Here is a 22,497-nt window from a genome sequence, read left to right as displayed (position 1 = left end):
CCCATGTTAACAGCTCTAAAAGCCGGTCAAATTATACCCTTGAGGGCCACTATTGCAATATGACAAAAATCCTTAATTTTTGCGGCTTTCAGCGCAAAATCAGGGTTATGCCCATATCAAAAGGAATGGATGTTTTATTACTACAAAAAGCGTAAAAATCACGATTCCGACACGCCAAAATAGCCCAATATGCGGTCCAAATCGGACAAGTTCTCGTAACTAATTACTAACTTTCCGCTATCCCGCTTGCCAGGCTGAAGTTGTACCTGATTGCCAATTTTTTCAGCCAGCTGGCGCTCCAGGTAACCGAACTGGGGATCGCGAACCGGCTCGACCCTGGCTTTTGCCGGCTCCAGCGCCTTTTGCACCAGTTTTTCGGTATCACGCACAGTCAGCCCTTTCTGGGCAACCAACTTGGCCAGTTCGGACTGGGCCTGGCCACTCAGGGCCAGCAGGGCACGGGCGTGGCCCATGTCGAGATCGCCATGCTCGACGAAACGCTTCACGTCATCGTTGAGCTGGTTGAGACGCAACAGGTTGGTCACCGTGGTGCGGGACTTGCCCACCGCCTCGGCCACCTGCTGGTGGGTGAGTTCAAATTCGGTCAGCAGTCGCTGCAGGGCGACCGCCTCTTCGATGGCATTGAGATCTTCACGCTGGATGTTCTCAATCAGCGCGATGGCCACCGCCGCTTCGTCAGGTACATCCTTGACGATGCAGGGTACCACCTCGAGCCGGGCCAGCTGGGACGCGCGCCAGCGCCGCTCACCAGCGATGATTTCAAAAGAGTGTTCGGCGACCGGGCGCACCACGATGGGCTGGATCACCCCCTGGGCGCGGATGGAGTTGGCCAGTTCTTCCAGCGCATCCTGCGACATGTCCTTGCGCGGCTGGTATTTGCCCGAGTGCAGCCACTCAACCGGCAGCTTGCGCAGCTCACCCTGATTGGTCGGGGCCATAGCCTGCTCGGTACGTTGATCGCTCATCACCTGTTTCTGGCGGGCAGCCGTGCTGGTACTGAGCAGAGCATCCAGCCCCTTGCCCAGTCCACGTTTTTTCGGAGTCATACGCTCTCTCGGTCTGCGATGGTCGCCTGACGTTCCTGCTCCTGGCGACGCAGGATCTCGCCAGCCAGAGCCAGGTAGGCCTTGGCGCCCACCGATGATTTGTCATAGTGCATGGCCGGCGCACCGAAACTCGGCGCCTCCGCCAGTCTGACGTTGCGGGGAATGATGGTGCGGTAGACCTTGTCGCCGAAGTGCTGTTTTAGCTGATCGGACACATCATTGGCCAGCCGGTTGCGATGATCGTACATGGTACGCAGCACCCCTTCGATCTTGAGATCGGGATTGACCACAGCGGCCAGCTTGCTGATGGTGTCGACCAGGGCGGTGAGCCCCTCCAGCGCATAGTATTCACACTGCATGGGCACCAGCACGGAGTCGGCGGCGGCCATGGCATTCACGGTCAGCATGTTGAGGGAAGGGGGACAGTCGATGAAGACGTAGTCGTACTTGTCCCGCACCGAGGCCAGCGCATTGCGCAGGCGGATCTCGCGGGCGAAAAACTCCATCAGGCGGATTTCGGCCGCGGTCACGTCGGCGTTGGCGGCGATCAGGTGATAGCCACCGGAAGTTTCGGGGATGATCACCTCGCTGATGGGGGCATCTTCGATCAGCAGCTCATAGGCGGTGCGCTCGACTTCGTACTTGTCGACGCCGCTGCCCATGGTGGCATTGCCCTGCGGATCCAGATCGATCACCAGCACCTTGCGCCGGGTGGCGGCCATGGAGGCGGCCAGGTTCACACAGGTGGTGGTTTTACCCACTCCACCCTTCTGGTTGGCTATGGCAATGACTTTTCCCACACTATCCCCTAAATGAAACTGCGACCCTATTCGGGCTGGATATGTTTGAATTCCAGCAGATGACGTTCGCCTTCCAGCTCTGGCACCCGCAACTCATGACAGGCTACCAGACGGATATTGGCAGGCAACTGGGCCAGCTCCTCTGCGGGATATTGTCCCTTGAGTGCGAGGAAGCTGCCCTGTTCTGACGGCAGGTGGTGACACCAGCTCAGCATGTCCTCCAGCGAAGCGAACGCTCTGCTGAGTACACCATCAAACCCGACTTCGGGTTGATACTCTTCCACCCGGGATTTGACCGGCGTCACATTGGTCAACCCCAGCTCCAGAATGACCTGGCGGATGAAGTTGATCCGTTTGCCCAGACTGTCCAGCAGAACGAACTGCTTGTCCGGGTTGATGATGGCCAGCGGCAGTCCAGGCAAGCCGGGACCGGTCCCCACATCGATGAAACGCTCCCCGTGCAAGTGGGGGCTTACCACCAGACTGTCGAGGATATGCTTGACCAGCATGGCGTCCGGATCACGAACCGAGGTGAGATTGTAAGCCTTGTTCCACTTGTGCAGCAACTCGACCAGCTGCACCAGTTGGCTCTTTTGGGTATCGGTGATAACAATTCCGGCCTGCATGAGCAGGCCGTTCAATCTTTCCAGCATATTTTCCAACGGTAAGAATCCTCAGGCGGTTTTACGCAGCAGGCCGTGTTTTTTCAGGTGCACCAACAGAATGGAGATGGCCGCCGGGGTGATGCCGGAGATGCGGGAAGCCTGGCCAATGGTCTGCGGCTTGGCATCGTTGAGCTTGGCTTTCACCTCGTTGGAGAGGCCATTCACATCGCGATAGTCGAGATCCAGCGGCAACAGGGTGTTCTCGTTGCGCAGCTGCTTCTCCACTTCGTCCTGCTGACGATCGATGTAACCGGCGTACTTGATCTGGATTTCCACCTGCTCGGCAGCGGCAGGATCCGCCACGGCGGGGCCGATCCCTTCGATGGTCATCAGGGCATCGTAGGTCACTTCCGGACGACGCAGCAGCTCTTCCAGGCTCTGTTCGCGCGTCAGCGGGGTGTTGACCAGGGCGTTGACCGCCTCCAGCGACGGATGCTGCGGGTGGATCCAGGTCGAGCGCATACGCTGACGCTCCAGCTCTACCTGCTCCATCTTGGCGTTGAACTTGCTCCAGCGCTCGTCATCCACCAGACCCAGCTCGCGACCGATGGTGGTCAGGCGGATATCGGCGTTGTCTTCACGCAGCAGCAGACGATATTCGGCACGGCTGGTGAACATGCGATAGGGTTCACGGGTACCCAGGGTGGAGAGGTCGTCCATCATCACGCCCATGTAGGCCTGATCCCGGCGAGGGTTCCAGGGATCCTTGTCCTGCGCACGCAGGGCTGCGTTCAGACCGGCCATCAGGCCTTGTGCTGCCGCCTCTTCGTAACCGGTCGTCCCGTTGATCTGGCCAGCGAAGAACAGGTTTGGAATGCACTTGCTCTCCATGTTGGCCTTGAGATCCCGCGGATCGAAGAAATCGTACTCGATGGCATAACCCGGGCGGGTGATGTGGGCATTCTCGAAGCCACGCACGGAGCGAACGATCTGCACCTGCACGTCAAACGGCAAGCTGGTGGAGATCCCGTTCGGGTAAAGCTCATGGGTGGTCAGGCCTTCCGGCTCGACGAAGATCTGGTGCGCAGTCTTGTCGGCAAAGCGGGTGATCTTGTCCTCGATCGACGGGCAGTAGCGCGGGCCAATCCCTTCGATCACCCCGGCGTACATGGGGCTGCGATCCAGGTTATTGCGGATCACATCGTGGGTGCGCTCGTTGGTATGGGTAACGTAGCAAGGCACCTGACGGGGATGCTGGCTGGCATCACCGATGAAAGAGAATACCGGACGCGGGTCGTCACCGTGCTGCTCCTGCATTACGGAGAAATCGACGCTGCGGGCATCGATGCGGGGCGGAGTGCCGGTCTTGAGGCGATCGATGCGCAGCGGCAGTTCGCGCAGGCGCTGGGCGAGGGCGATCGAGGGAGGATCCCCGGCACGGCCGCCCTTGTAGTTCTCCATCCCGATATGGATCAAACCATTCAGGAAGGTGCCTACGGTCAATACCACAGTCTTGCCGCTAATGCGGATCCCGCTCTGGGTCACCACACCGGCAACACGATCCCCATCCATGATGAGATCGTCACAGGCCTGCTGGAAGATCTTCAGGTTGGGGTAGTTCTCCAGCATCTGGCGCACGACAGCCTTGTAAAGCAGGCGATCTGCCTGAGCGCGGGTAGCGCGTACTGCCGGCCCTTTGGATGAGTTGAGAGTGCGGAACTGGATCCCGCCAAGATCGATGGCACGAGCCATGATCCCGCCGAGAGCGTCAACTTCCTTGACCAGGTGTCCCTTGCCGATCCCGCCGATCGCCGGGTTGCAGGACATATGCCCCAGCGTATCGATATTGTGGGTCAGCAACAGGGTATTCATGCCCATACGGGCTGCCGCTGTTGCTGCTTCGGTTCCGGCATGACCGCCACCGACGACGATCACATCAAATTGTTCATGGTATTGCATTGGGATCACCTTGATCTGCACGCCTGAAGATCTGTATTTGCCTGGGCTAAAAGGCGGAACATTCTATCTGTTTCACGCCCTGAGGGGAACGTCTACTTAACGTTCAGTATGAAGAGAGGATCCACTAAATAGATCTTAAGGATCTTTAGATCGATCTTTTACTGGATCTTTTATTAGGATCAGCAAGATCTGTTGATAAGCACTTTTTGATCATAAAGATCATTCAGTTAAAGGCGATCCCAGCTTGTGGAAAAGCTTGGATCCTGGCTCCTTGAACCATGGGACAACCCTGACTTTTATGCACAGCGCAAACCTGCACAAGATCTCATTCATAGGATAACTATAGGTTTTACAGAGGTTAAACCTGTAGTTATGCACATTTATATGGATTGCTGTGGGTAACCGTGTAGAACAACTTGGCAAGATCCAGCTGTTAATAACCTGGTGGATAGCCGATCTGGGGATAAGTCGGGAGATCGCACTTTTATTGCGGATCTCCCGTGAGTGATCAGGCGATCATGGTCATCCAGTTATGGATCCAGGCTTCTGCTGCATCTTCCGGTATCTCGTAACGGGTTACATCGATATCGAGCCGTTCGCCGATCCGGCTGGCACCGCACTCGGCCAGCAGCCGATCCAACGTCTTGCCGCCCTGACAGAAGGTGTCATAACTGCTGTCACCAAGAGCGATCACTCCATATTTCAGTGAGTTAAGATCCGGATGCTGCTCGGCAAGATCCTTGGCGAAGGGCTGCAGGTTGTCCGGTATATCTCCTGCACCATGGGTGGAAGTGACCACCAGCAGGATGGATCCGGGCTCATCCAGTACCTCGGTCAGCGAGGCAGGGTTGTGGATCCGGGTCTGGTGACCCGCCTGTTCCAGTAGATTGGCCACATGATCGGCGACATATTCGGCGGCCCCCAGCATGGAACCGACGACGATATTGAGTTTTGCCATGGAATGGATCCTGATTCAGAGAAAAGAGGCGAAGCCGGATTCTAACTCCAAAGGATGTGGATAAATATGGATAAAGCTTGGGGATAATGGATCCACTCAGAGATAGCAGTGGATCTTGTCTCTGTGAGGCCAGCTGGGTGGTGCTGTTGAGCGGATGAAATAAAAGAGGCTTGTCAGGATACTTGGGGGCCATTCCCGATGGCATTTTAAGGCGGCTGTGCTCTTTCTACTTCCTTTTCATCAAGTGCTTGAGCATGTGAAATGGTGGGGATTTTCCTTTATTGCACGATATAAAGCAGCAGTAAGGAGGTGCTTACTTCATGTGGTGTCTGCGCCGCCTCTAGGTTGGTGGATGAAAAACGCGCAATAAAAAGCCCGGGATGAACCCGGGCTTTTTATTGTCTGCCGAATTGACTTACTTCCCGATGCAGAAGCTGGAGAAGATGCGACCCAGCAGATCGTCGGAGCTGAATTCGCCGGTGATCTCGGAGAGCGACTCCTGCGCGAGGCGCAGCTCTTCGGCGACCAGTTCGCCAGCCACAAACACTTCCAGCTGCTCTTTGGCCACCAGCAGGCGCTCGGCGGCGCGCTCCAGTGCATCCAGATGGCGGCGGCGGGCCATAAAGCCCCCTTCGGTGTTGCCCTGGAAGCCCATGCAGGCCTTCAGGTGCTCGCGCAGGGCGGGCAGCCCCAGCTCGGTCTTGGCGGAGATGCGGTAGACGGCGTGGCCCTGCTCCTGGCTCGGTGCCAGATCTTCGCCAGTCAGGTCGGCCTTGTTGCGAATCACGGTGAGGCCGATGTTTTTTGGCAACCGATCAACAAATTCCGGCCAGATCTCCCGCGGGTCGACCGCGTCTGTGGTGGTGCCATCCACCATAAACAGCACCCGATCTGCCTGTTCAATCTCGGCCCAGGCGCGTTCGATACCGATCTGCTCCACCTTGTCCTGGGTGTCGCGCAGGCCGGCGGTGTCGATGATGTGCAGCGGCATGCCATCGAGATGGATATGCTCGCGCAACACGTCGCGGGTGGTACCGGCAATCTCGGTGACGATGGCTGACTCACGGCCTGCCAGAGCGTTGAGTAGGCTCGATTTGCCGGCGTTGGGACGACCGGCGATCACCACCTTCATCCCTTCCCGCAGCAGTGCGCCCTGCTTGGCTTCACCACGCACGTCGTCCAGCTCGGACATGATGGCGTAGAGGTCGCCCGCCACCTTGCCATCAGATAAGAAGTCGATCTCCTCGTCCGGGAAGTCGATGGCCGCTTCCACATAGATGCGCAGCCGGGTCAGGTTTTCCACCAGCTGCTGGATCTTGCTGGAGAACTGCCCCTGCAGGGAGTGCATGGCGCTGCGGGCAGCCTGTTCGCTGGAGGCTTCGATAAGGTCGGCAATCGCCTCGGCCTGGGCCAGATCCAGCTTGTCGTTGATGAAGGCGCGCTCGCTGAACTCGCCGGGGCGGGCAGGGCGGATCCCTTCAATTTGCAGAATGCGGCGGATCAGCATGTCCATGATGACGGGGCCGCCATGGCCCTGCAGCTCCAGCACATCTTCGCCCGTGAAGCTGTTGGGGGCCTTGAACAGCAGGGCGATGCCCTGATCCAGTACTTCGCCTTGCTCATCCCTGAACGGCAGATATTCGGCGTAGCGTACCCGCGGGCACTTGCCGAGCACTATCTCGGCAACCTGTTCGGCGGCGGGGCCGGATACCCGGACTATGCCGACGCCACCACGGCCGGGGGCGGTGGCCTGGGCCACGATCGTATCTGTAGTCATCTTGCTTGGCTCGTTTGTTCGCTGATAGGAAAACGTAGTGGGAGACATTGTAATAAAAAAGGCGGCCCGAAGGCCGCCTCTTTTGTCATCACGGGAAGATTAGCTGCGCATCAGTTACGAGTGTGCAGGCCTTTCTTCTCCAGCTGACGATAGATGATGGTCTGCTGGGTGATGGAGATAACGTTGCTCACCAGCCAGTAGAGAGTCAGACCAGCCGGGAACCAGAGGAACATGAAAGTGAAGATGATCGGCATGAACTGCATCACTTTCTGCTGCATCGGGTCGGTAATGGTGGTCGGGCTCATCTTCTGCAGATACCACATGGAAGCACCCATGAGGATTGGCAGCACGAAGAAGGGGTCCTTCACTGACAGGTCGGTGATCCACAGGGCGAACGGCGCGTGGCGCAGCTCAACAGACTCCATCAGTGCCCAGTAGAGGGCAATGAAGATGGGCATCTGAACCAGGATCGGCAGACAGCCACCGAGCGGATTGACCTTCTCCTTCTTGTACAGCTCCATCATGCCCTGAGACATCTTCTGGCGATCGTCGCCGAAGCGCTCGCGCAGGGCCGCAATCTTGGGTTGCAGCATGCGCATCTTGGCCATGGAGGTGTACTGGGCCTTGGTCAGCGGGAACATGATGCCGCGCACCAGCAGGGTCAGCATGATGATGGCCACACCCCAGTTCTGGACGAAGCCGTGGAACACGGTCAGCAGCCAGTGCAGCGGTTGGGCGATGAACCACAGCCAGCCGTAATCGACGGTCAGGTCGAGGTGGTTTGCCACCTTGGCCATCTGGTCTTGCAGCTTGGGACCAACCCACAGTTTGCTGGTCACTTCGGCCTGTTGACCGGCAGCCACGTCAACCAGCGGCGCCTTGTAACCGATGATGGCCTGGCCTTTGCCCGGGATCACTCGGCTGTAGAAGCTGTTGGTATCGTTTGCGTTCGGAGCCCAAGCAGAGACGAAGTAGTGTTGCAGCATGGCGACCCAACCACCCTTGGTGGTCTTGCTCAGGTCGGCATCCTTCATCTCGTCGAAGGTGTACTTCTTGTAGCGGGTATCTTCAGTGGAGAAGGCACCGCCGCGGTAAGCACTGGCTACCATGGCATGGCCTTGCTGGTCTTTAGGAGTTGCTACAGTCTGCTTCAGCTGACCGTAGAACTGCACCTGTACCGGCTCGGCGGATTTGTTGTCGATCTTGTAGTCGACGCCAACGGCATAGTCACCACGCTTGAGGATGAACTCCTTGGTGAAGACAACGCCCTTGCTGTCGGTCCAGGTCATCGGTACGACGACTTGATCCTGACCATCGGCCAGCTGGTAGCTGGTCTGGGCGGCTTCATAGGTGGGACGACCCTGGGCCTGGCTGTCAGGACCATCGCGACCAACCAGACCGCTCTGGGCAACATAGAGATGCTCAGGCTGGCTGGTCAGCAGTACGAACGGTTGATCCTTGCCTTCTTCCAGCTTGTGGGCCAGCAGTTCAGCAGAGACGATGTCGCCACCCTGGGTATCCAGAGTCAGCTTGAGCACGTCAGAGGAGACGGTGATCAGCTTGCGTGCGGCAGTCGCATTGGCTTGCTCGGAAACCTGAGGAATATCACCGGATTGACCGGCTTCAGGTACGAAATGTTCGGTTTGGGCCACGGTAGTCGGGGCCGGCTTGGGAGCCTTGTCGGACTCCCACTGTTGCCAGAGCAAAAAGCTCACGAACAGCAAACCGATCAGGAGTAGATTGCGTTGTGATTCCATAGTCTTCAGTTTCTTCGCTTTGGTTGCGGAACCGGGTCATAACCACCCTCGGATAAGGGATGGCATTTTAATAGACGTTTGCTGGCTAACCAAACGCCTTTTATGAAACCGTGAAGTCGGATTGCTTCTATCGCAAATTGGGAACAAGTCGGGGTAAAACGGCAGCGCGGCCCCAGCAGGGGACTAATGATTAGCTGATACAGACGTATCAGTTTGATAGCTACCCATTGCAACGGCGTGACAGAGTGCGCCATAGCTTTTCCAGTAACTTGAACAGTTCCTCGTTATCCATCTCTTTCACACCGGCCTTGGCGATCACCACGATGTCGATAGCGGGCAGCTGATGTTGTTTGAGGCGGAAACTTTCCCGAACCACCCGTTTGACACGGTTACGCCAGACGGCACGCTTGAGTGCTTTTTTGGGCACAGCGAGACCAAGACGAGGGTGTTCGAGCGAATTGGGAGAGGCGAGAAGAGTAATCTGCGGAGAGGCGGCCCGGACAGGCTCGGCGAAAACGCGTTTGAAGTGTTCGGGAGTTAACAGACGTAACTCCCGAGAGAAGGTGTGCTGGGTAGGCATTAGACTACCAGGCGGGCACGACCCTTGGCACGACGAGCGGCCAGAACTTTACGACCGTTGGCAGTTGCCATGCGGGCGCGGAAACCGTGAGAGCGCTTGCGCTTCAGGTTGGACGGTTGAAAAGTACGTTTCATGATTCGATTCCGTATTACTGTACAGTTTTGATTGTCACACTTAGCCGACGCGCCAGCTATAGCGTGTGACGACTAGCAAAAGAGGCCGAATTCTAAACAGAGTTCGGCTTTTAGTCAATCCGCCGTTCCCTCTCATCCTGCGGTGGTCTTGAAAAGGCCACTGCCGAGCGTGAGGATCCAGAGGATCGAGGGCTCCGGATTATACTGGCAACCCGGTGTTAAACAAGGGATCCCTCAATAAAAAAGGCGGCCAGGCCGCCAAAGAGAGAGCTATTTAAGGACTTTCCGCAAGAACTCCCGGGTACGGGGATCCTTGGGATCGACCAATATCTGATCCGGCGGGCCCTGCTCCACGATCCGGCCACCTTCCATGAAGATCACCCTATCGGCCACATCCCGTGCGAATTCAATCTCGTGGGTTACCACCACCATGGTCTGGTGCTGGCTAGCCAGCTTTTTCATCAGCCCGAGCACTTCATCGACCCACTCCGGATCGAGCGCCGAGGTGGGCTCGTCAAACAGGATTACCTTGGAGTGGGCCGCCATGGCGCGGCCGATGCCGACCCGTTGCTGCTGGCCGCCCGACAGTGAGGCCGGATAGGCGTCCCGCTTGTCGGCAAGACCAATGTCCTCCAGGATGCCGAGGGCGGTAGCACGAGCTTCCGCCTTCGGCTGTTTCCAGACGGTGATCAACCCTTCAGCGATGTTGTCCAGCGCCGTCTTGTTGGCAAACAGGGCGTAGTTCTGGAATACGAAGGAGGCGCGCTTGCGCAGCTCGATGGCCTGCTGCTCGCTGGCATTTGCCAGATTGAGCTGCAGATCGTCGATGGCAAGCGAACCCGCATCCGGGGTCTCCAGCAGGTTCAGGCAGCGCAGCAGGGTCGATTTGCCGGTGCCGGAGGGGCCGATAATGACCACTATCTCCCCCTTCTTTACCTCGAGATCGATGCCGTTGAGCACCTGATTGCCGTGATATGCCTTGGAGAGGCCGGTTAGCTTGATCATGAGAGCCCTCCTTTAATAGGCACGGTTGAGACGAATTTCCAGCAGGTGCTGCAAGCGGGTGAAGAAGATGACCACCACCCAATAGATGAGCGCCACCGCCATGAAGCTCTCGAAGAACTTGAAGGAGGAAGAGGCTTCCATCTGTGCCTTGCCCATGATCTCGGCCACACCCAGGGTAAAGGCCAGCGAGGTGCTTTTGATCATGTCGATGAAGTAGTTCATCAGCGACGGGGTGGCGATGCGTGCCGCCTGCGGCAAGATGATCCGTTGCATTGCCTGCAGCCGGCTCATGCCGATGCTGAGCGCTGCTTCCATCTGGCTTTTGTGAATACCCAGGATCGACGCCCTGATCGACTCGGCCATGTAGGCGGCAAAGTGGAGGGTCAAACCTATGATGGCAGCGGTAAAGGCATCCATCCCGGAAAATATGTGGAACAGTTGCGGTAGCCCGTAATAGAGCAGAAACAGCTGGACGAGCAGCGGTGTACCCCGAAAGAACGAGATATAGAGCATCGCCAGCCAGTGGATCACGGGGATGCGAAAGACCCGTACTATCGCCAGGGCCAGCGACAGTACGAGTGCCAACGCGAATCCCCACAGGGCCATCTCCATCGTGGTGCCCAGATATTTGAGCAGGATGGGAAACAGCCCCAAGGTGTACTCGATATCGAAGTGCATCATTTATTTGTCGGTGATGTCGGACGCGAACCATTTCTCGGAGATTTGACGCAGGGAGCCATCCTTGCGCATGGCGGTCAGCGCTTCATCGACCTTCTTCAGCAGCGCCTGCTTCTCCGGGGTCTTCAGGAAGGGCAGGGCGTTCTCGATCGTCTCGAACGGTGCGCCAGCCTGTTGCAGCGGCAGCTTGGACTCCTTGATCAGCTGGGCGGTGGAGACGCGGTCCATCACGAAGGCGTCGATGCGGCCCAGCGCGACATCCTGCTCGAAGGCGGAGTCATAGGTGCGGATATCGATCTTGTGGTTCGGATCATTCTTGCGCAGCAGCTCTTCAAAGTTGGAGCCCAGGTTGACCGCGACCTTTTTGCCTTCCAGATCCTTGATGCCGTGGATGGTGTTGTTGCCCTGACGGACCACGATCTGGGCGCCGTCATAGACGTAGGGCTGGGAGAAGTCGTACTTCGCCTTGCGCTCGTCAGTGATGGTGATCTGGTTGGATATGGTATCGACACGGCCGGTTTCCAGCATGCCGAACAGCCCGGAGAAGCTGGCGGTCACGAACTCGACTTTGTAGCCGGTACGCTCGCCGATCTGGTTCCACATATCCACTTCAAAGCCCTGCAGCTTGTCTTGCTTGACGAAAGTGAACGGGAAGTACTTGCCGGACATGCCGACCTTGATGGTTTCCTGGGCGATGGCCTGACCAGACAGGGTGGCCAACAGGATGGCTGCGCCGGAAATAAGCTTGATGGAAGTTTTCATGGGGTTTCTCTCTCTAAATGTCTTGTATTTGTAGTTGTAATAACTGCTTTGGCGCTGATGTTATTGGAATAAAATTTAAAAAATAAATGACATTTGGTTATATGAAATAACGGGAGTGCAGCATGAGATCCGCCAGTTGCAGCAGTGGATCAAGCTGTGGGTAACTTTGGGGATGAAAGATGATCCGGAGGCGCTGGATCCTTGAAAGTCAAGGATCTTATTTGCTGGATCCGTGGGGGCACGGCTGGAGATCCGGCGGCTAAAAACGTAGAATAGCCGGTCTTTAGTTAATCAATCGACAGGAGTTTAGAGTGACTGCTTCGCTATGGCAGCAGTGCCTTAACCGGCTGCAAGATGAGTTGCCCTCGGCAGAATTCAGCATGTGGATCCGGCCGCTTCAAGCGGAGTTGAGTGACAATACTCTGACCCTGTATGCACCGAATCGCTTCGTTCTGGACTGGGTACGAGACAAGTATCTCATCCGGGTGAACGGCATCATTAACGAACTTTGCGGGGTCGATGGCCCCGCCCTGCGTTTTGATATTGGCAATCGTCCCCACCCCGTCACCGTCGCTGCAAGCAGAGCGCCGGCGCAGGGTGCTGCGCCTGTGAATAACTTGCAGAAGAGCTGGGAAAGCAAGGCTGAAACCAAGCCCGAGCCGAATCACAAGAGCAACACCAACGTGAACTATACCTTCGAGAATTTCGTCGAGGGTAAGTCCAACCAGTTGGCTCGTGCGGCGGCCCGTCAGGTGGCGGACAATCCGGGTGGTGCTTACAACCCGCTGTTCCTCTACGGCGGTACGGGTTTGGGTAAAACCCACCTGCTGCACGCCGTTGGCAATGCCATCAAGGAGAGCAAAAAAGATGCGAAAGTCATCTATATGCACTCCGAGCGGTTCGTGCAGGACATGGTGAAAGCGCTGCAAAACAACGCCATTGAAGAGTTCAAGCGTTACTATCGCAGCGTCGATGCCCTGCTCATCGATGACATCCAGTTCTTCGCCAACAAGGAGCGCTCCCAGGAGGAGTTCTTCCATACCTTCAACGCCTTGCTCGAAGGCAACCAGCAGATCATCCTCACCTCGGATCGCTATCCGAAAGAGATCAACGGTGTCGAGGATCGCCTCAAGTCCCGCTTCGGCTGGGGCCTGACCGTGGCGATCGAGCCTCCTGAGCTGGAGACTCGCGTCGCCATCCTGATGCGCAAGGCGGACGAGAACCAGATCCACCTGCCGGACGAAGTGGCCTTCTTCATCGCCAAACGGCTGCGTTCCAACGTCCGTGAACTGGAAGGGGCCCTCAACCGGGTGATCGCCAACGCCAACTTCACCGGTCGCGCCATCAACATCGACTTCGTACGCGAAGCGCTGCGCGATCTGCTGGCGTTGCAGGAGAAGCTGGTCACCATCGACAATATCCAGAAGACGGTGGCGGAGTACTACAAGATCAAGCTTGCGGATCTGCTCTCCAAGCGCCGTTCCCGCTCCGTGGCCCGCCCGCGCCAGCTGGCGATGGCACTGGCCAAGGAGCTGACCAATCACAGTTTGCCGGAGATAGGTGATGCCTTTGGTGGCCGTGACCATACCACCGTTCTTCATGCCTGCCGCAAGATCGAGCAGCTGAAGGAGGAGAGTCACGACATCAAGGAGGACTACTCCAACCTGATCCGTACCCTTTCTTCCTGATAACGGAGAGCACAGATGCAGCTCGAAATTAGCCGTGAGGCCCTGTTACGTCCTCTGCAACTGGTGTCCGGTGCCCTGGGTGGCCGACCGACCCTGCCGATCCTCGGCAATGTGCTGCTTGATGTCAGCAACGGTCTGCTGTCGCTGACCGGTACCGATCTCGAAGTAGAGATGATCGGTCAGGTCTATCTGAATGGCTCCAGCGAAGATGGTCGCACCACTGTGCCGGCGCGCAAGCTGCTGGACATCTGCCGTGGTCTGCCTGAAGGCGCTGAAATCCGCCTCAACACCGAAGGAGATCGCCTGATCATCCGTTCTGGCCGTTCCCGTTTCAATCTGTCGACCCTGCCGGCGACTGAGTATCCGAACATCGAGGATTGGGAGTCCGTGCTCGAGTTCGATATCAGCCAGCTGGAGCTGAAGAAGCTGATCGATGCGACCCAGTTCTCCATGGCCAGCCAGGACGTGCGTTACTACCTGAACGGCATGCTGTTCGAGAGTGAAGGTCACGGTCTGCGTACCGTGGCGACCGACGGTCACCGTCTGGCCACCTGCCGCCGTGAGGTTGTAGGGGAATCGCTGCCCGATCATCAGGTTATCCTGCCGCGTAAAGGGGTGCTGGAGCTGGTGCGTCTGCTGGAAGCGGAAGACAAGCCGGTACGACTGCAGATCGGTCGCAGCAACCTGCGTGCCGCCCTCGACGGCTTCATCTTCACCTCCAAGCTGGTGGATGGCCGTTTCCCGGACTGGCGCCGCGTCATTCCGCGTAACAGCGACAAGGCTCTGATCGCCGGTCGCGAGGATCTGCGTCAGGCGTTTGCCCGCGCGGCGATCCTCTCCAACGAAAAATTCCGTGGGGTGCGTCTCAATCTGCAGGAAAACCTGCTGCGCATTACCGCCAACAACCCGGAACAGGAAGAAGCGGAAGAGCTGCTTGACGTACAATACGCTGCTGGCGAGATGGAGATCGGATTCAACGTCTCTTATGTGCTGGACGTGCTGAATACGTTAAAATGTGAGCAAATCCGGGTTAGCCTGAGCGATTCCGTCAGCAGCGCCATTATTGAGGATTTTGAAAATCAGGATGCTCAGTACGTGGTAATGCCGATGCGGATCTAGTCGTGTCTCTGGTCAAACTCCAGCTCAGCGACTTTCGCAATATCCAGCAAGCCAGTCTCGCGTTGTCACCCGGCCTCAATATTCTGGTCGGGTGCAATGGCAGCGGCAAGACCAGCGTGCTGGAAGCCATTCACTACCTTGGTCTGGGGCGCTCCTTTCGCACTCATCTGACCGGGCGGGTTATCCGCCAGGGGGAGAGGGCGTTTACCCTGTTTGCCCAGTGCGAACTGGAGGGGCGTCAGGTGCCTATCGGTCTTGCCAAGGACAAGAGTGGCGAGACCCAGCTCAAGATTGCCGGGGCGCAGGCGCAGCGATTGGCCGATCTGGCCGAACTGCTGCCGGTGCAACTCATCCATCCGGATGGCTTCAATCTGCTGACCGGGGGGCCGCAGGCTCGTCGGGCCTGGCTTGATTGGGGGGTGTTTCATCAGGAACCCACCTTCTTCGCCCTGTGGGGACGGGTGCGGCGGCTGCTGAAACAGCGCAATGCGCTGCTGCGCCAGAGCACCCAATATCGCCAGCTGGCGTTCTGGGATCAGGAGCTGGTGCGGCTGGGTGGTGAACTGGCAGGCTTTCGCGCCAGTTATTGTCAGGCCATTACACCCCTGATCAAGGAGATGACGGCGGATTTTCTGCCGGAATTCGATATCAGTCTTGGTTTTTACCGGGGCTGGGAGAAAGATACTCCCCTCAACGAATTGCTGGAGGCGGGGTTTGAGCGGGATCGGGCGCTGGGCTACACCGGTGTCGGTCCGCAGAAAGCCGATGTGCGCCTCAAGGCGAACGGGGTGCCTGCTCAGGATATTTTGTCCCGGGGTCAGCTCAAGCTACTGGTTTGTGCCATGCGCTTGGCCCAAGGGCTCTATTTGAATCAACATAGCAGCCGTGGCTGTATTTTTTTAATTGACGATTTTGCCTCCGAACTGGATGTCGAGAAGCGTCGCCTCTTGGCCGCAAGGCTGAAGCAGTGCGCGTCCCAGGTGTTTATCACCGCCATCGATACCGGTCAGCTCGCAGACATGATGGATGCGAATGACTGCAAGTTGTTCCACGTGGAACAAGGCAAGATCTCCGAAACGTTAGAGAAGGCAGAGAGTAAGCTATGAGTGAAAATACTTACGACTCCTCGAATATCAAGGTGCTGAAGGGCCTGGATGCGGTCCGCAAGCGCCCGGGGATGTATATCGGCGATACGGATGATGGCTCGGGTCTGCACCACATGGTGTTCGAAGTCGTCGATAACTCCATTGACGAGGCGCTCGCTGGCTACTGCTCCGATATTCAGGTCAAGATCCATTCCGATGGCTCCGTCTCCGTGCGCGATAACGGCCGTGGTATTCCGGTCGATATTCACCCGGAAGAGGGCCGCTCCGCTGCCGAAGTCATCATGACCGTGCTGCACGCTGGCGGTAAGTTCGATGACAACTCCTACAAGGTTTCCGGTGGTCTGCACGGCGTTGGCGTCTCCGTTGTTAACGCGCTCTCTGACAAGCTGCTGCTGACCATTCGTCGTAACGGCCACGTCTACGAACAGACCTATCATCTGGGTGAGCCGCAGGCTCCGCTCAAGCAGATCGGTGACAGCACTGGCACCGGTACCGAAGTACGCTTCTGGCCGAGCCCGACCATCTTCAGCGACACCCTGTTCCACTACGAGATCCTGGCCAAGCGTCTGCGCGAACTCTCCTTCCTCAACTCCGGCGTTTCCATCCGTCTGATGGATGAGCGTGATGGCCGCGAGGCGCACTTCTGCTACGAAGGTGGTATCAAGGCGTTCGTTGAGTACCTGAACCAGAACAAAACCCCGATCCACCCGAAGGTGTTCCACTTCACCACCGAACAGGATGGCATCGGTGTGGAAGTAGCGATGCAGTGGAATGACGCCTATCAGGAAGGGGTCTACTGCTTCACCAACAACATTCCGCAGCGCGATGGTGGTACTCACCTCGTTGGTTTCCGTACCGCGCTGACCCGTACCCTCAACTCCTACATGGAGAAAGAGGACTACAGCAAGAAGGCCAAATCTGCCGCCAGCGGTGATGACGTGCGTGAAGGTCTGATTGCCGTTATCTCCGTCAAGGTGCCGGATCCCAAGTTCTCCTCCCAGACCAAGGACAAGCTGGTCTCTTCCGAAGTGAAGACTGCTGTCGAGCAGGCGATGGGTGAGAAGCTGGCCGACTTCCTGCTGGAAAACCCGGGCGATGCCAAGATCGTGGTCAACAAGATCATCGATGCGGCCCGTGCCCGTGAAGCAGCCCGCAAGGCCCGCGAACTGACCCGCCGCAAAGGCGCGCTGGATATCGCCGGTCTGCCCGGCAAGCTGGCTGACTGTCAGGAAAAAGACCCGGCGCTCTCCGAACTCTACATAGTGGAAGGGGACTCTGCTGGCGGTTCCGCCAAGCAGGGTCGCAACCGTAAAAACCAGGCCATCCTGCCGCTCAAGGGCAAAATCCTGAACGTGGAGAAGGCCCGTTTCGACAAGATGATCTCCTCGCAAGAGGTGGGCACCCTGATCACCGCACTGGGTTGCGGTATCGGTCGCGACGAGTACAACCCGGACAAGCTGCGTTATCACAACATCATCATCATGACCGATGCGGACGTCGATGGTGCGCACATCCGAACCCTGCTGCTGACATTCTTCTATCGTCAGATGCCGGAAATCATCGAGCGTGGCTACGTCTACATCGCCCAGCCGCCGCTCTACAAGGTGAAGAAGGGTAAGCAGGAGCAGTATCTGAAAGACGAAGATGCGCTGCTGCAGTACCAGACCGCCATGGCGCTGGATGGTGCGACCCTGCACGTCAACGAGTCTGCCCCGGCCATCGGTGGTGAGGCGCTGGAGCGTCTGGTCAACCAGCACCGCTCCGTGACTCACCTGATTACCCGCATGTCTCGTCGTGCTCCGGAAGCGGTACTGACCCAGCTGATCTATCAGCCGGAGCTGAACGAAGCGCTGCTGAACAGCGAGAGCGATCTGCTGGCCTGGTGCCAGAGCATGGAAGCCGTGCTCAACGAAAGCAACCAGGGCATCCAGTACCAGATGCAGGTTCGCCGCGATGAAGAGCGCCGCCTGTTCGTGCCGCACGCCGTGGTACGTCAGCACGGTGTCGACCGCGAATACCCGATCAGCTACGACTTCCTGCAATCCTCCGAGTACCGTCAGCTGGTCTCGCTGGGCAAGGAGATCGCCAACCTGATCGAGGACGGTGGTTACATCAAGCGTGGCGAGAAGGTGAAGCCGGTCTCCAGCTTCGTCGAAGCGGTCGAGTGGCTGATGGGCGAAGGCAAACGCGGTATCTACATCCAGCGCTATAAAGGCTTGGGCGAGATGAACCCGGACCAGCTGTGGGAAACCACCATGGATCCGGAAGCCCGCCGCATGCTGCGCGTCACTATCGACGACGCCGTCGGTGCCGACCAGCTCTTTTCTACCCTGATGGGTGACGCAGTAGAGCCGCGTCGCGACTTTATCGAGACCAACGCCCTGCGCGTAGCCAACCTCGACGTCTAATCAGACTCGCTGATTGCAATAAAAAGCCGCTCACAAGAGCGGCTTTTTTACATCTGTAGTCTGCTTTATCAGAGTATTTTGCTCATGATGACCAGGTTGTGGGGTAGCACGGTGCCATCGCTAGCCGTGCGATGACGCAACGCTGGCACTATGTGATGGATGACCCTGAACCCCAGCTTGGCATAGAAGGGCTCGGCGGTCTGGGTGCCGAGATTGACCTCATAGACCTTTTGCTGCTTCAGGTAATCCAGCACCCTGTTGGCCAGCTGGCTACCGGTGCCCGCTGGCTGTCCCGGTTGCACCACCACAGTGCCGATATAGGCGTATCGCCGATTGTCTGTGGAATAGATAGACCCTGACATACCTCCCTGCAGCTCGCCATTCTCATCATGCAGCATCAAGACAAAGGTCGGCCGGATTTTGGGATCCTGCTCGTTGACGGCTTCGATGTAGAGGGTTTTGCCTGTTGGCTGAGAACCGCAATGCAATCTGAAGATTGCAGTGTGATCCGGGCCTGCGGGCATATGAACAGCTTCGTGCTGATAACCGCTTTGGGTGAGAGGGGAATAGAGCTCCTGATACGTGGTTAGTATCACCACTTCATTGATGAGGTGGCCCTGCTGCCGCTGTTCATCGATCAGCTGATCCAGATAATCGAGCGGAGTACCGAGAAAGCTGGCTTCCGGGTAGTGGACGATGACGTTGGGGTTGAAGCCAAACTCCTGCTCACGCAGTTGCAGCAGGGCGAAAAGCGCCAGCTGCTTCTCGCTCAGTTCATCGGCTGTGCAGTTCTCTGGTTGATACAGTTTGAGTGGATTATGTCGAGTGGTCATTGTTTATCCATAAAATGATGCGCGCAGATGATAACACAGCCGATGGGATGGGCACGTTCCACGTGGAACATTGAGCCTGATTACCTCAGCTCAGGTGCCGGGCAGTAAAGGCGCAGGCGATGGCCGTCCGGATCAAGCGCCATGCAGGTGTAGCCAAACTCCATCTTGGTTGGAGCCTGGATCAGGGGGAGCCCGCGCGCCAGCCACTCGGCAGATAGGCGATCGACGGCATCATCATCGGGGAGGGCGAAGGCCAGCTCCATCGCTCCGGCCGTTTGGGTCACGGCAGGTTCGACCGTGGCGCTGGACCAGAGCGCCAGTCTGGCACCTGACTCGAATACGAACATGGCAAAGGTAGGTGACTCCTCCACCGGTTCACGCCCGAACAGCTCGCGGTAGAAGAGCGCGCTGCGGGTCGGGTTGGCAACGTAGAGGATGGTGAACTGGGGGACTAACATGGTGATGCTCCTCGCTGGTTAGATGGCGCATCGGCGCCGACCCCCTCAGCATGGCGTCACCTGCTGTCAGTTTCTGTCAGCAATGAATTTCGGCTGCGGGATCTGCTGGGTGGCGCGCCACTCCTTCAGCAGGCTCTCTCTGCTTTTGGGATAGCGGCAATCTTCAGGCTGCATCCGGGTGATGCGATCGACCCGAAAGTGGCGAAAGCCCTGACGCAGTTCGCACCAGGCCACCAGTACCCGCACCTGTTCGAAGTAGCCGAGGGCAAAGGGCCAGACGGTGCGCTTAGAGGTCTCATCCTTGAGATCGCGGTAGTCCAGGGTCACCTTGCGTTGCTGGCGGATGGCGCTGCGCAGCGGGGCTTCATCAGTGAGGCTGTCGCTGCGGGAGGTGCCGATCAGCAGGGCATTGCTCTGGAGCTGCTGGCGATAGTCGGCGGGCAGCACGGCTTCTATCTTGGCCAACGCACTGCTGGCCGATGCACTCAAGGCTCCATCACCGTGGGCAACCACCCAACGCGACCCTAGCACCAGCGCATCCAGCTCTTCTTCACTGAACATCAATGGTGGCAGCATGAAGCCGGGACGCAGCACATAGCCGATCCCAGGTTCGCCCTCGATATGGGCACCTTGTCCCTGCAGGGTGGCGATATCCCGATAGAGGGTGCGCAGGCTGATGCCAAGCTGGCCGGCCAGTTCAGTGCCAGTGATGGCGTAGCGGTGGCCGCGCAGCAGCTGGAGCAGGGCCAGCAGACGTTCGGAACGAGACATGGTATGACTCCTCGGGATCTCTGGTTAGCCTGCCATAGCGAGGTGAGCGGGTACAGCGGGCATCATCAGGAGTTATGGCCACGAAAAGAGCGTCGCCACTCGCTAGGGGAGATGGCAAAGCGGGCACGAAAGTGATTGCGCAGGGAGGTGGCACTTTTGAAGCCGACCAGCTCGGCAATGCGATCGATGGAATGGCCGCTTATCTCCAGCAGCTCCTGACTGCGCCTGAGCCGCTCCGCCAACAGCCATTCACCTACCGAGAGGCCGGTAGCCTGATGAAAGCGGCGGGTAAAGGTGCGTCGGCTCATCAGGGTGTGGGCTGCCAGAGAATCCAGGGTATGGGGTTCGTCCAGATGAGCACGCAGGTGATCGAGCAACTGGTTAATCCGGACATCGCGGGTGGAGGCGGGCACCAGCTGCTCGATAAACTGGGCCTGACCCCCTTCCCGGTGAGGCGGGATCACCAGCCGCCGCGCCACCTTGTTGGCGATGGCCGAGCCGTGGTACTGGCGTACCAGATAGAGGCAGCAGTCCAGCCCGGCGGCGGAGCCTGCCGAGGTGACCAGCCCTTCGTCATCCACATAGAGGGCGTTGGTATCGAGCCGCACGCAGGGAAAGCGGCGGCAGAAATCCTGCTCGTACTCCCAGTGGGTCGATGCCTTGCGACCATTGAGCAGCCCGGCGTAGGCGAGCACATAGGTGCCGAGACAGAGTCCGACCAGCCGGGCACCTCTGGCTCTGGCGGCGATCAGGGCATCGAGTAGCGCTGCGGGTGGCCGTGCTGCCGGGTCATGCCAGAAGGGAATAATGATGATCTCCGCCTCGGCCAGCACCTCCAGCCCATGGGGAGCCTGAATGGTGAAGCCTTGCGCCGAGTGTGAATGACGGTTGCCGTCACCGCAGCAGATCTTGAGCTCGAACAGCGGCTGGCCCGGCAGGATGTCGCCGAAAATGAGGCAGGGGACGGCGCAGTGAAAAGGGCTGAAGTGATCGAAGGTCACCACGGCAACGATCGGGGTGGGCATTATGTTGACTCCTCTCTGCGCGCAGACCTCTCATCATAAGCGTTCGGCAGTGAAAGCCGAAGGGCCATGCGATATGTTCGGCATGGCCCAGTCAGTTACAGCGGGAGAGTCTCGCCATCCGCCGGTATCCGCGCCCGATCCATCATGCCCCGTTCTGCCAGATATTCGCGCAGCTCCTGGCGTGACAGCACAGCGTGGTTGACCGCCTCCATATGGCTAGCGATCAGCGTGGCCTGCGGTGCGGCCTGATAAACGGCGGCGACATCCTCCTTGCCCATGATGATGGAACCGAGCCCGGGCACCTGTGCATCGCCGCAATTGAGGATGATGACCTCAGGCTGATGCTGTTGCAGGGCTTGCTCGACCGAGGGATGCCAGATGGTATCACCGGCCAGATAGAGGCTCTGTTCATCGGGATGGGAGAAGACCACGCCGCATACCTCTCCCATGCGCTCGCCCAGTACCGCCATCAACTGGTCGCTGCCGTGCTGGCCACCGGTCTGTTGCAGGCGAATGCCGGCAAACTCGGGCTGGTCGCTCAGCAGGCGCACATCCTCAAAGCCACTGGCACGAATGGTATCGGCATCTTTCTGATGTTGCACCAAGAGCGGCAGATGCTTGGGGAGCAGGGCTCTGGCGGCATCATCCCAGTGGTCGGGATGGTCGTGGGTGACGATAACGGCGTCCACATCGACCAGCTCATCGATCGGTAGCGGCAGCTCGACCAGCGGATTGCGCAGATGGCTGTTGGCGGTGCCCTCAAAGCCGGGGAAGGCCCCCTTGGCCGAGAGCATGGGGTCGATCAGAAATCGGGTACCGGCATAGTCGAGCAGCAAGGTGGCGTTGCGAACCTGGGTAATCTTCATGGGATGGCTCCATGTTGGCTGGTGGATATGCAACCAATTATGGGAGACGGAGCGAGTTGCCATCAGTGGCCCACGGGTCGATTATCATCACTATCGGGCCAACAGGGTGATAAGTGTGGCCATTTAAAAAATTTGAAAAAA

Annotated in this window: 22 protein-coding genes; 4 read left to right on the top strand and 18 right to left on the bottom strand. The window is 58.0% G+C overall.

Going from position 1 to position 22,497, the window contains the following annotated elements; all coding sequences use genetic code 11:
- Positions 1–158: 158 nt before the first annotated feature.
- From AACS24_RS13555 to AACS24_RS13495, 13 genes are all read right to left on the bottom strand, one after another.
- Positions 159–1,067 (bottom strand): ParB/RepB/Spo0J family partition protein, encoded by a 909-nt coding sequence (locus AACS24_RS13555; protein ID WP_042031087.1) that lies wholly within the window; start codon positions 1,065–1,067, stop codon positions 159–161.
- Positions 1,064–1,867 carry a ParA family protein gene (locus tag AACS24_RS13550; RefSeq protein WP_033115245.1) on the bottom strand — a complete coding sequence of 268 codons (804 nt, stop codon included), beginning with the start codon at positions 1,865–1,867 and terminating at the stop codon, positions 1,064–1,066. The genes AACS24_RS13555 and AACS24_RS13550 overlap by 4 nt, the downstream gene beginning before the upstream one ends.
- 26 nt (positions 1,868–1,893) lie before the next feature.
- Entirely contained in the window at positions 1,894–2,520 is a 627-nt protein-coding gene (gene rsmG, locus AACS24_RS13545; RefSeq protein ID WP_108571025.1) for a 16S rRNA (guanine(527)-N(7))-methyltransferase RsmG, read from the bottom strand.
- Positions 2,521–2,541: 21 nt separating this feature from the next.
- Positions 2,542–4,431, bottom strand: a complete 1,890-nt coding sequence (gene mnmG / locus AACS24_RS13540) for a tRNA uridine-5-carboxymethylaminomethyl(34) synthesis enzyme MnmG (RefSeq protein ID WP_071914509.1) — start codon at positions 4,429–4,431, stop codon at positions 2,542–2,544.
- A 508-nt stretch (positions 4,432–4,939) separates the two neighbouring features.
- Positions 4,940–5,389 (bottom strand): FMN-binding protein MioC, encoded by a 450-nt coding sequence (mioC, locus tag AACS24_RS13535; protein ID WP_108571000.1) that lies wholly within the window; start codon positions 5,387–5,389, stop codon positions 4,940–4,942.
- Positions 5,390–5,804: 415 nt separating this feature from the next.
- Positions 5,805–7,166 (bottom strand): tRNA uridine-5-carboxymethylaminomethyl(34) synthesis GTPase MnmE, encoded by a 1,362-nt coding sequence (gene mnmE / locus AACS24_RS13530; RefSeq protein WP_071914522.1) that lies wholly within the window; start codon positions 7,164–7,166, stop codon positions 5,805–5,807.
- A gap of 110 nt (positions 7,167–7,276) precedes the next feature.
- Positions 7,277–8,923 (bottom strand): membrane protein insertase YidC, encoded by a 1,647-nt coding sequence (yidC, locus tag AACS24_RS13525; protein WP_108570999.1) that lies wholly within the window; start codon positions 8,921–8,923, stop codon positions 7,277–7,279.
- Between the two features lie 5 nt (positions 8,924–8,928).
- Entirely contained in the window at positions 8,929–9,177 is a 249-nt protein-coding gene (yidD, locus tag AACS24_RS13520; protein WP_010672280.1) for a membrane protein insertion efficiency factor YidD, read from the bottom strand.
- A complete protein-coding gene (gene rnpA / locus AACS24_RS13515) occupies positions 9,144–9,503 on the bottom strand; it encodes a ribonuclease P protein component (protein WP_005342318.1) in 360 nt (119 codons plus the stop codon). The genes yidD and rnpA overlap by 34 nt, the downstream gene beginning before the upstream one ends.
- Positions 9,503–9,637: a 50S ribosomal protein L34 gene (gene rpmH / locus AACS24_RS13510; RefSeq protein ID WP_005307156.1), complete on the bottom strand. Its 135-nt coding sequence runs from the start codon at positions 9,635–9,637 to the stop codon at positions 9,503–9,505. The genes rnpA and rpmH overlap by 1 nt, the downstream gene beginning before the upstream one ends.
- Positions 9,638–9,907: 270 nt before the next feature.
- Positions 9,908–10,642, bottom strand: a complete 735-nt coding sequence (locus tag AACS24_RS13505) for an amino acid ABC transporter ATP-binding protein (protein ID WP_042031090.1) — start codon at positions 10,640–10,642, stop codon at positions 9,908–9,910.
- A 12-nt stretch (positions 10,643–10,654) separates the two neighbouring features.
- The gene (locus AACS24_RS13500) at positions 10,655–11,323 is read right to left on the bottom strand and encodes an amino acid ABC transporter permease (RefSeq protein WP_108570998.1); all 669 of its coding nucleotides are present in this window, start codon (positions 11,321–11,323) and stop codon (positions 10,655–10,657) included.
- Positions 11,324–12,082 (bottom strand): amino acid ABC transporter substrate-binding protein, encoded by a 759-nt coding sequence (locus tag AACS24_RS13495; protein ID WP_033115252.1) that lies wholly within the window; start codon positions 12,080–12,082, stop codon positions 11,324–11,326.
- A gap of 311 nt (positions 12,083–12,393) precedes the next feature.
- Between AACS24_RS13495 and dnaA the strand changes: the two genes are divergently transcribed.
- The 4 genes from dnaA to gyrB are packed head-to-tail and all read left to right on the top strand — an operon-like array spanning position 12,394 to position 18,403.
- Entirely contained in the window at positions 12,394–13,770 is a 1,377-nt protein-coding gene (dnaA, locus tag AACS24_RS13490) for a chromosomal replication initiator protein DnaA (protein WP_040098215.1), read from the top strand.
- A gap of 15 nt (positions 13,771–13,785) precedes the next feature.
- On the top strand, positions 13,786–14,889 hold the full coding sequence (gene dnaN / locus AACS24_RS13485; protein WP_108570997.1) for a DNA polymerase III subunit beta: 1,104 nt from the start codon (positions 13,786–13,788) through the stop codon (positions 14,887–14,889).
- Positions 14,890–14,891: 2 nt separating this feature from the next.
- Complete coding sequence (gene recF, locus AACS24_RS13480) at positions 14,892–15,995, top strand: DNA replication/repair protein RecF (protein ID WP_108570996.1); 1,104 nt, start codon at positions 14,892–14,894, stop codon at positions 15,993–15,995.
- Positions 15,992–18,403: a DNA topoisomerase (ATP-hydrolyzing) subunit B gene (gene gyrB, locus AACS24_RS13475; protein WP_108570995.1), complete on the top strand. Its 2,412-nt coding sequence runs from the start codon at positions 15,992–15,994 to the stop codon at positions 18,401–18,403. Before recF ends, gyrB begins: the two co-directional genes overlap by 4 nt.
- Before the next feature lie 68 nt (positions 18,404–18,471).
- Here gyrB and AACS24_RS13470 read toward each other — a convergent pair whose 3' ends face one another.
- From AACS24_RS13470 to AACS24_RS13450, 5 genes are all read right to left on the bottom strand, one after another.
- Positions 18,472–19,236 carry a GNAT family N-acetyltransferase gene (locus tag AACS24_RS13470; protein ID WP_108570994.1) on the bottom strand — a complete coding sequence of 255 codons (765 nt, stop codon included), beginning with the start codon at positions 19,234–19,236 and terminating at the stop codon, positions 18,472–18,474.
- An 80-nt stretch (positions 19,237–19,316) separates the two neighbouring features.
- Positions 19,317–19,694 carry a VOC family protein gene (locus tag AACS24_RS13465; RefSeq protein WP_108570993.1) on the bottom strand — a complete coding sequence of 126 codons (378 nt, stop codon included), beginning with the start codon at positions 19,692–19,694 and terminating at the stop codon, positions 19,317–19,319.
- A gap of 66 nt (positions 19,695–19,760) precedes the next feature.
- Complete coding sequence (locus AACS24_RS13460; RefSeq protein WP_108570992.1) at positions 19,761–20,465, bottom strand: helix-turn-helix transcriptional regulator; 705 nt, start codon at positions 20,463–20,465, stop codon at positions 19,761–19,763.
- Positions 20,466–20,530: 65 nt separating this feature from the next.
- A complete protein-coding gene (locus AACS24_RS13455) occupies positions 20,531–21,490 on the bottom strand; it encodes a helix-turn-helix domain-containing protein (protein ID WP_108570991.1) in 960 nt (319 codons plus the stop codon).
- 95 nt (positions 21,491–21,585) lie between these two features.
- Positions 21,586–22,356 carry an MBL fold metallo-hydrolase gene (locus AACS24_RS13450; protein WP_108570990.1) on the bottom strand — a complete coding sequence of 257 codons (771 nt, stop codon included), beginning with the start codon at positions 22,354–22,356 and terminating at the stop codon, positions 21,586–21,588.
- Positions 22,357–22,497: the final 141 nt, after the last annotated feature.

The organism is Aeromonas sp. HMWF016, assembly GCF_963878195.1.
Classification (GTDB): Bacteria; Pseudomonadota; Gammaproteobacteria; order Enterobacterales; family Aeromonadaceae; genus Aeromonas; species Aeromonas lacus.
Note: the sequence above shows the minus strand (reverse complement) of the source record. Positions and strands in the feature narration are given on the sequence as shown.

What these genes read in the sequence shown, in the direction of transcription:
- AACS24_RS13455 (WP_108570991.1), bottom strand. Translation starts at nt 21,490, where the DNA reads ATGCCCACCCCGATCGTTGCCGTGGTGACCTTCGATCACTTCAGCCCT.
- mnmE (WP_071914522.1), bottom strand. Translation starts at nt 7,166, where the DNA reads ATGACTACAGATACGATCGTGGCCCAGGCCACCGCCCCCGGCCGTGGT.
- mioC (WP_108571000.1), bottom strand. Translation starts at nt 5,389, where the DNA reads ATGGCAAAACTCAATATCGTCGTCGGTTCCATGCTGGGGGCCGCCGAA.
- AACS24_RS13505 (WP_042031090.1), bottom strand. Translation starts at nt 10,642, where the DNA reads ATGATCAAGCTAACCGGCCTCTCCAAGGCATATCACGGCAATCAGGTG.
- AACS24_RS13495 (WP_033115252.1), bottom strand. Translation starts at nt 12,082, where the DNA reads ATGAAAACTTCCATCAAGCTTATTTCCGGCGCAGCCATCCTGTTGGCC.
- yidC (WP_108570999.1), bottom strand. Translation starts at nt 8,923, where the DNA reads ATGGAATCACAACGCAATCTACTCCTGATCGGTTTGCTGTTCGTGAGC.
- mnmG (WP_071914509.1), bottom strand. Translation starts at nt 4,431, where the DNA reads ATGCAATACCATGAACAATTTGATGTGATCGTCGTCGGTGGCGGTCAT.
- yidD (WP_010672280.1), bottom strand. Translation starts at nt 9,177, where the DNA reads ATGGCGCACTCTGTCACGCCGTTGCAATGGGTAGCTATCAAACTGATA.
- AACS24_RS13450 (WP_108570990.1), bottom strand. Translation starts at nt 22,356, where the DNA reads ATGAAGATTACCCAGGTTCGCAACGCCACCTTGCTGCTCGACTATGCC.
- rpmH (WP_005307156.1), bottom strand. Translation starts at nt 9,637, where the DNA reads ATGAAACGTACTTTTCAACCGTCCAACCTGAAGCGCAAGCGCTCTCAC.
- AACS24_RS13465 (WP_108570993.1), bottom strand. Translation starts at nt 19,694, where the DNA reads ATGTTAGTCCCCCAGTTCACCATCCTCTACGTTGCCAACCCGACCCGC.
- AACS24_RS13555 (WP_042031087.1), bottom strand. Translation starts at nt 1,067, where the DNA reads ATGACTCCGAAAAAACGTGGACTGGGCAAGGGGCTGGATGCTCTGCTC.
- AACS24_RS13470 (WP_108570994.1), bottom strand. Translation starts at nt 19,236, where the DNA reads ATGACCACTCGACATAATCCACTCAAACTGTATCAACCAGAGAACTGC.
- AACS24_RS13500 (WP_108570998.1), bottom strand. Translation starts at nt 11,323, where the DNA reads ATGATGCACTTCGATATCGAGTACACCTTGGGGCTGTTTCCCATCCTG.
- rnpA (WP_005342318.1), bottom strand. Translation starts at nt 9,503, where the DNA reads ATGCCTACCCAGCACACCTTCTCTCGGGAGTTACGTCTGTTAACTCCC.
- AACS24_RS13460 (WP_108570992.1), bottom strand. Translation starts at nt 20,465, where the DNA reads ATGTCTCGTTCCGAACGTCTGCTGGCCCTGCTCCAGCTGCTGCGCGGC.
- rsmG (WP_108571025.1), bottom strand. Translation starts at nt 2,520, where the DNA reads ATGCTGGAAAGATTGAACGGCCTGCTCATGCAGGCCGGAATTGTTATC.
- gyrB (WP_108570995.1), top strand. Translation starts at nt 15,992, where the DNA reads ATGAGTGAAAATACTTACGACTCCTCGAATATCAAGGTGCTGAAGGGC.
- dnaN (WP_108570997.1), top strand. Translation starts at nt 13,786, where the DNA reads ATGCAGCTCGAAATTAGCCGTGAGGCCCTGTTACGTCCTCTGCAACTG.